Source organism: Kitasatospora sp. NPDC054939, assembly GCF_053610105.1.
In genome coordinates this window covers 40,178-46,894 of record NZ_JBSGXP010000058.1, presented here as the reverse complement: position 1 = coordinate 46,894, position 6,717 = coordinate 40,178, and the positions used below count along the sequence as shown (strand labels likewise).

The 6,717-nt window shown below is 67.6% G+C and carries 5 protein-coding genes; all 5 read left to right on the top strand.

The window, feature by feature from the left end:
• Positions 1–105 precede the first annotated feature (105 nt).
• The 5 genes from ACWGB8_RS18565 to ACWGB8_RS18545 all read left to right on the top strand — a co-directional run bounded on the left by ACWGB8_RS18565 (position 106) and on the right by ACWGB8_RS18545 (position 6,700).
• The gene (locus ACWGB8_RS18565) at positions 106–552 is read left to right on the top strand and encodes a hypothetical protein (RefSeq protein WP_452214568.1); all 447 of its coding nucleotides are present in this window, start codon (positions 106–108) and stop codon (positions 550–552) included.
• Positions 553–762: 210 nt separating this feature from the next.
• Entirely contained in the window at positions 763–2,667 is a 1,905-nt protein-coding gene (gene typA / locus ACWGB8_RS18560) for a translational GTPase TypA (RefSeq protein ID WP_452214567.1), read from the top strand.
• A gap of 433 nt (positions 2,668–3,100) precedes the next feature.
• Positions 3,101–4,735, top strand: coding sequence for a peptide ABC transporter substrate-binding protein (locus ACWGB8_RS18555; protein ID WP_452214566.1), 1,635 nt, complete (start codon positions 3,101–3,103; stop codon positions 4,733–4,735).
• Positions 4,736–4,824: 89 nt separating this feature from the next.
• A complete protein-coding gene (locus tag ACWGB8_RS18550) occupies positions 4,825–5,769 on the top strand; it encodes an ABC transporter permease (RefSeq protein WP_452214565.1) in 945 nt (314 codons plus the stop codon).
• Entirely contained in the window at positions 5,762–6,700 is a 939-nt protein-coding gene (locus tag ACWGB8_RS18545) for an ABC transporter permease (RefSeq protein ID WP_452214564.1), read from the top strand. Before ACWGB8_RS18550 ends, ACWGB8_RS18545 begins: the two co-directional genes overlap by 8 nt.
• The last annotated feature ends 17 nt before the right edge of the window (positions 6,701–6,717 follow it).

The window sequence follows — 6,717 nt, the reverse complement described above, 5'->3', positions numbered from 1 at the left end:
GCACCTGCTGTCCGGGGCCGCGCCGCCCCGCCGGGGGGGGGCCGCGGGGGCGCGGCGGCCCCCGCCGCCGGGGGGGCGGGGGGGGCAACCCCGGGCGGGCCGGGGGTGGGCCCCGCCGCGGTTTCGGGCGGCGCCCACCCCCCCCGCGGCGACTGGGACCTCGCGCTGTTCTCCTGGCCGACCGGCCCCGATCCCGTCGCGGCGTTGCGCGCCGTCTACGCCAAGCCCGTCCCCGGGCCCGACGGCACCCCGCAGACCGGCTCCAACTTCGGCCGCAGCGGCACCGACGAGATCGACCGCCTCTTCGACCGGGCCGCCGCCGAGCTCGACCCGGCCGCCCGCGGCCGCCTCCTCGACCTGGCCGACGCCCGGCTCTGGCAGCTCGCCCACTCCGTCCCGCTGCACCAGCACCCCGAACTGGTCGCCGTGCGCGACGGCGTCGCGGCCGACGGCCTCTGGGGCCTCGCCCACCCCCGCTACCAGGACCTCGGCTTCCTCGGCGCCCCGCCGGGCGCCCCGCCGGGGGCCGCGCCGACGGGGCCCGCGGCGTGACCCAGCTGTGATCTTGGTCCCGCTCGACCTGGGCGTTTCGGCCCACCTGGGCGCTTCCCCGTACGATAGGAGGAAGCCGCGGCATGTCCTGCCCCGGCGGGTGGACCGGTAGTAGCAGGCGGAACGGGCGGCGGCGATCGACAGGGATCGCCGGTCGGCGTCACGCAAGCCGGGCGCCGAAACCCACGATTCCGGGAGAATCTGCTAGGCATGCCCACGCGCAACGACATCCGTAACGTCGCCATCGTCGCCCACGTCGACCACGGCAAGACCACCCTGGTCGACGCCATGCTGAAGCAGGCCGGCGCCTTCGCCGCCCACCAGCAGCTCGACGACCGCATGATGGACTCGAACGACCTGGAGCGCGAGAAGGGCATCACCATTCTCGCGAAGAACACCGCGGTCAAGTACCACCCCAAGGACGGTGGCGCACCGATCACCATCAACATCATCGACACCCCGGGCCACGCCGACTTCGGTGGCGAGGTCGAGCGCGGTCTGTCGATGGTGGACGCGGTCGTGCTGCTCGTCGACGCCTCCGAGGGTCCGCTGCCGCAGACCCGCTTCGTGCTGCGCAAGGCGCTGACCGCCCGCCTCCCCGTCATCCTCTGCATCAACAAGACGGACCGCCCGGACGCCCGGATCGACGAGGTCATCAACGAGACCTACGACCTGTTCCTGGACCTGGACGCGGACGAGGACCAGATCGAGTTCCCGATCGTCTACGCCTGTGCCCGCGACGGCGTCGCCTCGCTGACCAAGCCGGAGAACGGCACCGTCCCGGCCGACAGCACCAGCCTGGAGCCGTTCTTCTCCACCATCCTGGAGCACGTCCCGGCCCCGACCTTCGACGAGGACGCGCCGCTCCAGGCCCACGTCACCAACCTGGACGCCGACAACTTCCTCGGCCGCATCGCGCTGCTCCGCGTCGAGCAGGGTGAGCTGCGCAAGGGCCAGACGGTGGCCTGGATCAAGCGCGACGGCACCATCTCCAACGTCCGCATCAGCGAGCTGCTGATGACCGAGGCGCTGACCCGCAAGCCGGCCGAGGTGGCGGGCCCGGGTGACATCTGCGCCGTCGCCGGAATCTCCGACATCATGATCGGCGAGACCCTGGCCGACACCGAGAACCCGATCGCGCTGCCGCTCATCACGGTGGACGAGCCGGCCATCTCGATGACCATCGGCACCAACACCTCGCCGCTGGTCGGCCGGGGCGGCAGCGGCAAGGGCGCGGACGCCAAGTCCAGCGGCAAGGTCGACCGCAAGGTCACCGCCCGCCAGGTGAAGGACCGCCTGGACCGCGAGCTGATCGGTAACGTCTCGCTGCGCGTCCTGGACACCGAGCGCCCGGACGCCTGGGAGGTGCAGGGCCGCGGTGAGCTGGCGCTGGCCATCCTGATCGAGACCATGCGCCGCGAGGGCTTCGAGCTGACCGTCGGCAAGCCGCAGGTGGTCACCAAGGAGGTCAACGGCAAGACCCACGAGCCGGTCGAGCGCCTCACGGTGGACGTGCCCGAGGAGCACATGGGTGCCGTCACCCAGCTCATGGGCATCCGCAAGGGCCGGATGGACAACATGTCCAACCACGGCTCGGGCTGGGTCCGGATGGAGTTCGTGGTGCCGTCCCGCGGCCTGATCGGCTTCCGTACCGAGTTCCTCACCAACACCCGCGGCACCGGTATCGCGCACTCGATCCACGAGGGCCACGAGCCGTGGTTCGGCGCCCTGACCACCCGCAACAACGGCTCGCTGGTGGCCGACCGGGCCGGCGTGGTCACCGCCTTCGCGATGACCAACCTGCAGGAGCGCGGCGTGCTCTTCTGCGAGCCGGGCACCGAGGTGTACGAGGGCATGATCGTCGGCGAGAACTCGCGCTCCGACGACATGGACGTGAACATCACCAAGGAGAAGAAGCTCACCAACATGCGGTCCTCGACCGCCGACGTGGCCGAGTCGATCGTCCCGCCGCGCAAGCTCTCGCTGGAGCAGTCGCTGGAGTTCTGCCGCGAGGACGAGTGCATCGAGGTGACCCCGGAGACTGTTCGCATCCGTAAGGTCGTCCTGGACCAGAAGGACCGTGGTCGTACGGCCTCGCGCGCGAAGAAGGCCTGACACAAGGCTTGAGGCCCACTGGCCGAAAACGTTCGCCCCCCTTTCCGATGGAGAGGGGGGCGAACTTTTTCAACTACTCAACGCGTTTGGCGCGGGTATAAACGGAATAGCGCTTACCACGCCCGGGTGTCCGCTGAGCGAACGTGACAGTCCGTCATTCATGACGACTGTCCGTTTAATGCCTGTCTGAGTATGTCTCATATGTCCGATTTTCGAAACTTACCGACCGTTCATGTGACCTAATTGAGATCGGCATTGGTCACTTTCGTGTCCGTGCGTGACACATAGTGGGTCCAGTCAGGCTCGGGTCAAGGGTGAACGCGCAGGGGTGCGCGCCGAAACCACGAGCGCGGACGGCACAACGGTCGCGGCGGCCCCCCGCCGGCCCGGTGTGCTCTCCTCGTCGAAAAGTCGAATTCAGGAGGCATCCCCCATGCGTGGTGCAACCCAGACCAAGTGGATCGTCGCGGCGACCGCGATCGCCCTTGCGGCGACCGCCTGCAGCACCAGCTCCAAGAGCAGCGACAACAAGGCCGCTTCGGGTGGTGGCACGATCGCCGTTCAGCTCGGTGAGCCGCAGCACGGTCTGGTCCCGCAGAACACGGCGGAGTCGGAGGGCACCGAGGTCCTCAACGCCGTCTTCGCCGGCCTGGTCGACTACGACCGCAAGACCAACGCTCCGGTCCTGCGCGTGGCCGAGTCCATCGAGTCTGCCGACAGCAAGCTCTGGACGATCAAGCTGAAGGACGGCTACACCTTCCACAACGGTGAGAAGGTCACCGCCCAGTCCTTCGTGGACGCCTGGAACTGGGGCGCCAACCAGGACAACGCCGCCGAGGGCCTGCCCTTCTTCGACAAGATCGAGGGCTCCGAGGAGCTGGCTCCGGGCAAGGACAAGAAGCCCACCGTCAAGGAGCTCAAGGGCCTGAAGGTCGTCGACGAGAAGACCTTCACCGTCAGCCTCAAGGCGCCGTTCTCGCAGTTCAAGACCATGCTCGGGTACAACCCGTTCTACCCGCTGCCGAAGGCGTTCTTCACCGACCCGAAGGCGTTCGGCGAGAAGCCGATCGGCAACGGCCCGTTCGAGATGGACGGCGCCTGGGAGCACAACAAGCAGATCAAGGTCAAGCGCTACGAGAACTTCCCGGCCTCGGACGGCAAGGCGAAGCTCCAGGGCGTGACCTTCAAGGTCTACGACAACCTGGACACCGCGTACAACGACCTGCGCGCCGACAACATCCAGGCCACCGACAAGCTCCCGATCTCGGCCATGGGCACCGTCAAGGGCGAGTTCGGCGACCGCTACATCTACAAGGCGGAGTCGGGCGTCGGCTACATCGGCTTCCCGATCTCGACCAACCCGGCCGCCTACGGCAAGGCCGAGATCCGCAAGGCCATCTCGATGGCGATCGACCGCGAGGCGATCACCAAGACCATCTTCTCGGGCACCCGCGTCCCGGCCGACGACTTCATCAACCCGCTCATCCCGGGTTACCGCAAGGGCGCCATGGGCGACGCGGCGAAGTACGACCCGGCGAAGGCCAAGGAGCTCTTCACCACCGCCGGCGGTGTCCCGAACAACACCATCGAGCTCGGCTACAACGCCGACGGTGGCCACAAGGACTGGATCGAGGCGGTCGGCAACCAGCTGAAGAAGAACCTCGGCGTCGAGGTCACCTTCAAGCCGTTCGAGAAGTTCGGCAAGATCCTGGACGCGCTGGGCGACAAGCAGTACTCCGGCGCCTTCCGCATGGCGTGGTCGATGGACTACCCGTCCGCCGAGAACTACCTGCGCCCGATCTTCTCCAAGGTCGCCATCGAGAACGGCTCGAACTACGGCGGCTACGTCAACGAGGAGTTCGAGTCCCTGCTGAACCAGGCCGACCAGGCGAAGACGGTCGAGGAGGGCACCAAGCTCTACCAGCAGGCCGACGACATCCTGATCAAGGAACTGCCGTACATCCCGGTCTACACCTACATGTCGTCCGCGGCGTACAGCAAGAAGATCAAGAACTTCGACACCGACGCCCAGGGCCGCATGAACCTGGCCGAGGTCGAGCTGGCCTGATCTGGTAATCAGACGATCGGGGGCGGGCGGACCGGACCACAGTCCGAGTCCTCCCGCCTCCCTTCCTTGTCCGAAAGTATGGAGGTCTGATGGGCCGCTATGTCATCCGCCGACTGATACAGGCGATCCCTGTGCTGATCGGTGCGACGTTCCTGATCTACGCCGTGGTCTTCGCGCTGCCCGGTGACCCGGTGCAGGCGCTCGCCGGCGAGAAGCGCGCCGATCCCGTCGTCGCGGCGATGCTCCGCGAGAAGTACCACCTGGACGACCCGTTCCTCGTCCAGTACTGGAACTACATCACCGGGGTCTTCCAGGGCGACCTGGGCGAGAGCCTGACCGGTCGCGCCGTCAGCGACATGATCGGGGAAGCCTTCCCCTACACCGTGAACCTCGCCCTGGTGGCCTTCGTCTTCGAGGCGGTCATCGGTGTCCTGGCGGGCGTCATGGCGGCCCTGCGCAAGGGCAAGTTCCTGGACCAGCTGGTCCTCATCAGCACCCTGCTGGTCATCTCGATCCCGGTCTTCGTCACCGGTTTCGTGCTCCAGCTCGTGCTGGGCGTCAAGCTGAAGAACGACTACGGCATCGAAATCTTCACGGTCTCCTTCAACGAGGAGGACGGGATCCGGGCGTACCTGCTGCCGGCCTTCGTGCTGGCCTCGATGTCGCTCGCGTACGTCGCCCGCCTGACCCGCACCAGCCTGATGGAGACCATGCGCGCGGACTACGTCCGCACCGCGGTCGCCAAGGGCCTGAAGCGCCGTCGGGTGATCGGCCGCCACGCGCTGCGCAACGCGCTGATCCCGATCGTCACCTTCCTCGGCGCCGACCTCGGCGGCCTGATGGGCGGCGCGGTCATCACCGAGAGGATCTTCAACATCCACGGAATCGGCGGTCTGCTCGCCCAGTCCGTGTACCAGAAGCAGGGCACGATCATCGTCGGCGTCGTCACGCTGCTGGTGTTGATCTACCTGGTCACCACCCTGCTCGTGGACCTGCTGTACGCCGTGCTCGACCCGAGGATTCGCTATGAGTGACACCATCACCAAGGACGCCCCGGCCCCCTCCGAGGACAACAAGCCGAAGGCGGAGCCTGCCAAGAAGCAGGAGCGCGTCGCCAGCCTCTGGTCGGACGCGGTGCGCGACCTGCGCCGCAACCCGGTCTTCATCATCGGCGCGGTCCTGGTGTCCTGCCTGCTGGTGATCTCCGCGGTCCCGCAGTGGTTCACCGACGGCAGCCCGTTCGCGGGCGGTGCCTGCGACCTGGCCAACTCGCTGCAGCGGCCGAGCGCCGAGCACTGGTTCGGCTACGACGTCCAGGGCTGCGACATCTACACCCGGGCCGTCTGGGGTGCGCGCAACTCGATCATCGTCGGTGTGCTGACCACCCTGGTGGTCACCGTGACGGGCTCCCTCCTCGGCCTGCTGGCCGGCTGGAAGGGCGGCCTCCTGGACAGCGTCCTGTCGCGCTTCACCGAGATCTTCTTCGCCATCCCGCTGCTGCTCGGCGGCATGCTGATCATGTCGATGCTGCCGTGGGCGGGCAACGCCTACAGCGTCTCGCTCGTGATGGCCGTCCTCGGCTGGCCGCAGATCTTCCGCATCATGCGCGCCTCGGTGCTGGCGAACAAGAACAACGACTACGTGATGGCCGCCCGCGCCCTCGGCGCCGGCTCCGGCCGGATCACCTTCCGGCACATCCTGCCGAACGCCGTCGCGCCGGTCATCGTCGTCGCGGCGATCAGCCTGGGTGTCTACATCGGTGCCGAGGCCGCGCTGTCCTACCTGGGCATCGGCGTCCAGTCGCCGGAGATCTCCTGGGGTCTGATGATCTCGGACGCCCAGCCCCGCTTCCTGACCGCCCCGCACGTCCTGCTCTTCCCCGCCGCGGTTCTGAGCGTCACCGTGCTGGCCTTCATCATGCTCGGCGACGCGGTGCGCGACGCCCTCGACCCGAAGCTCCGCTGAGAGAAGAGGTGACGACC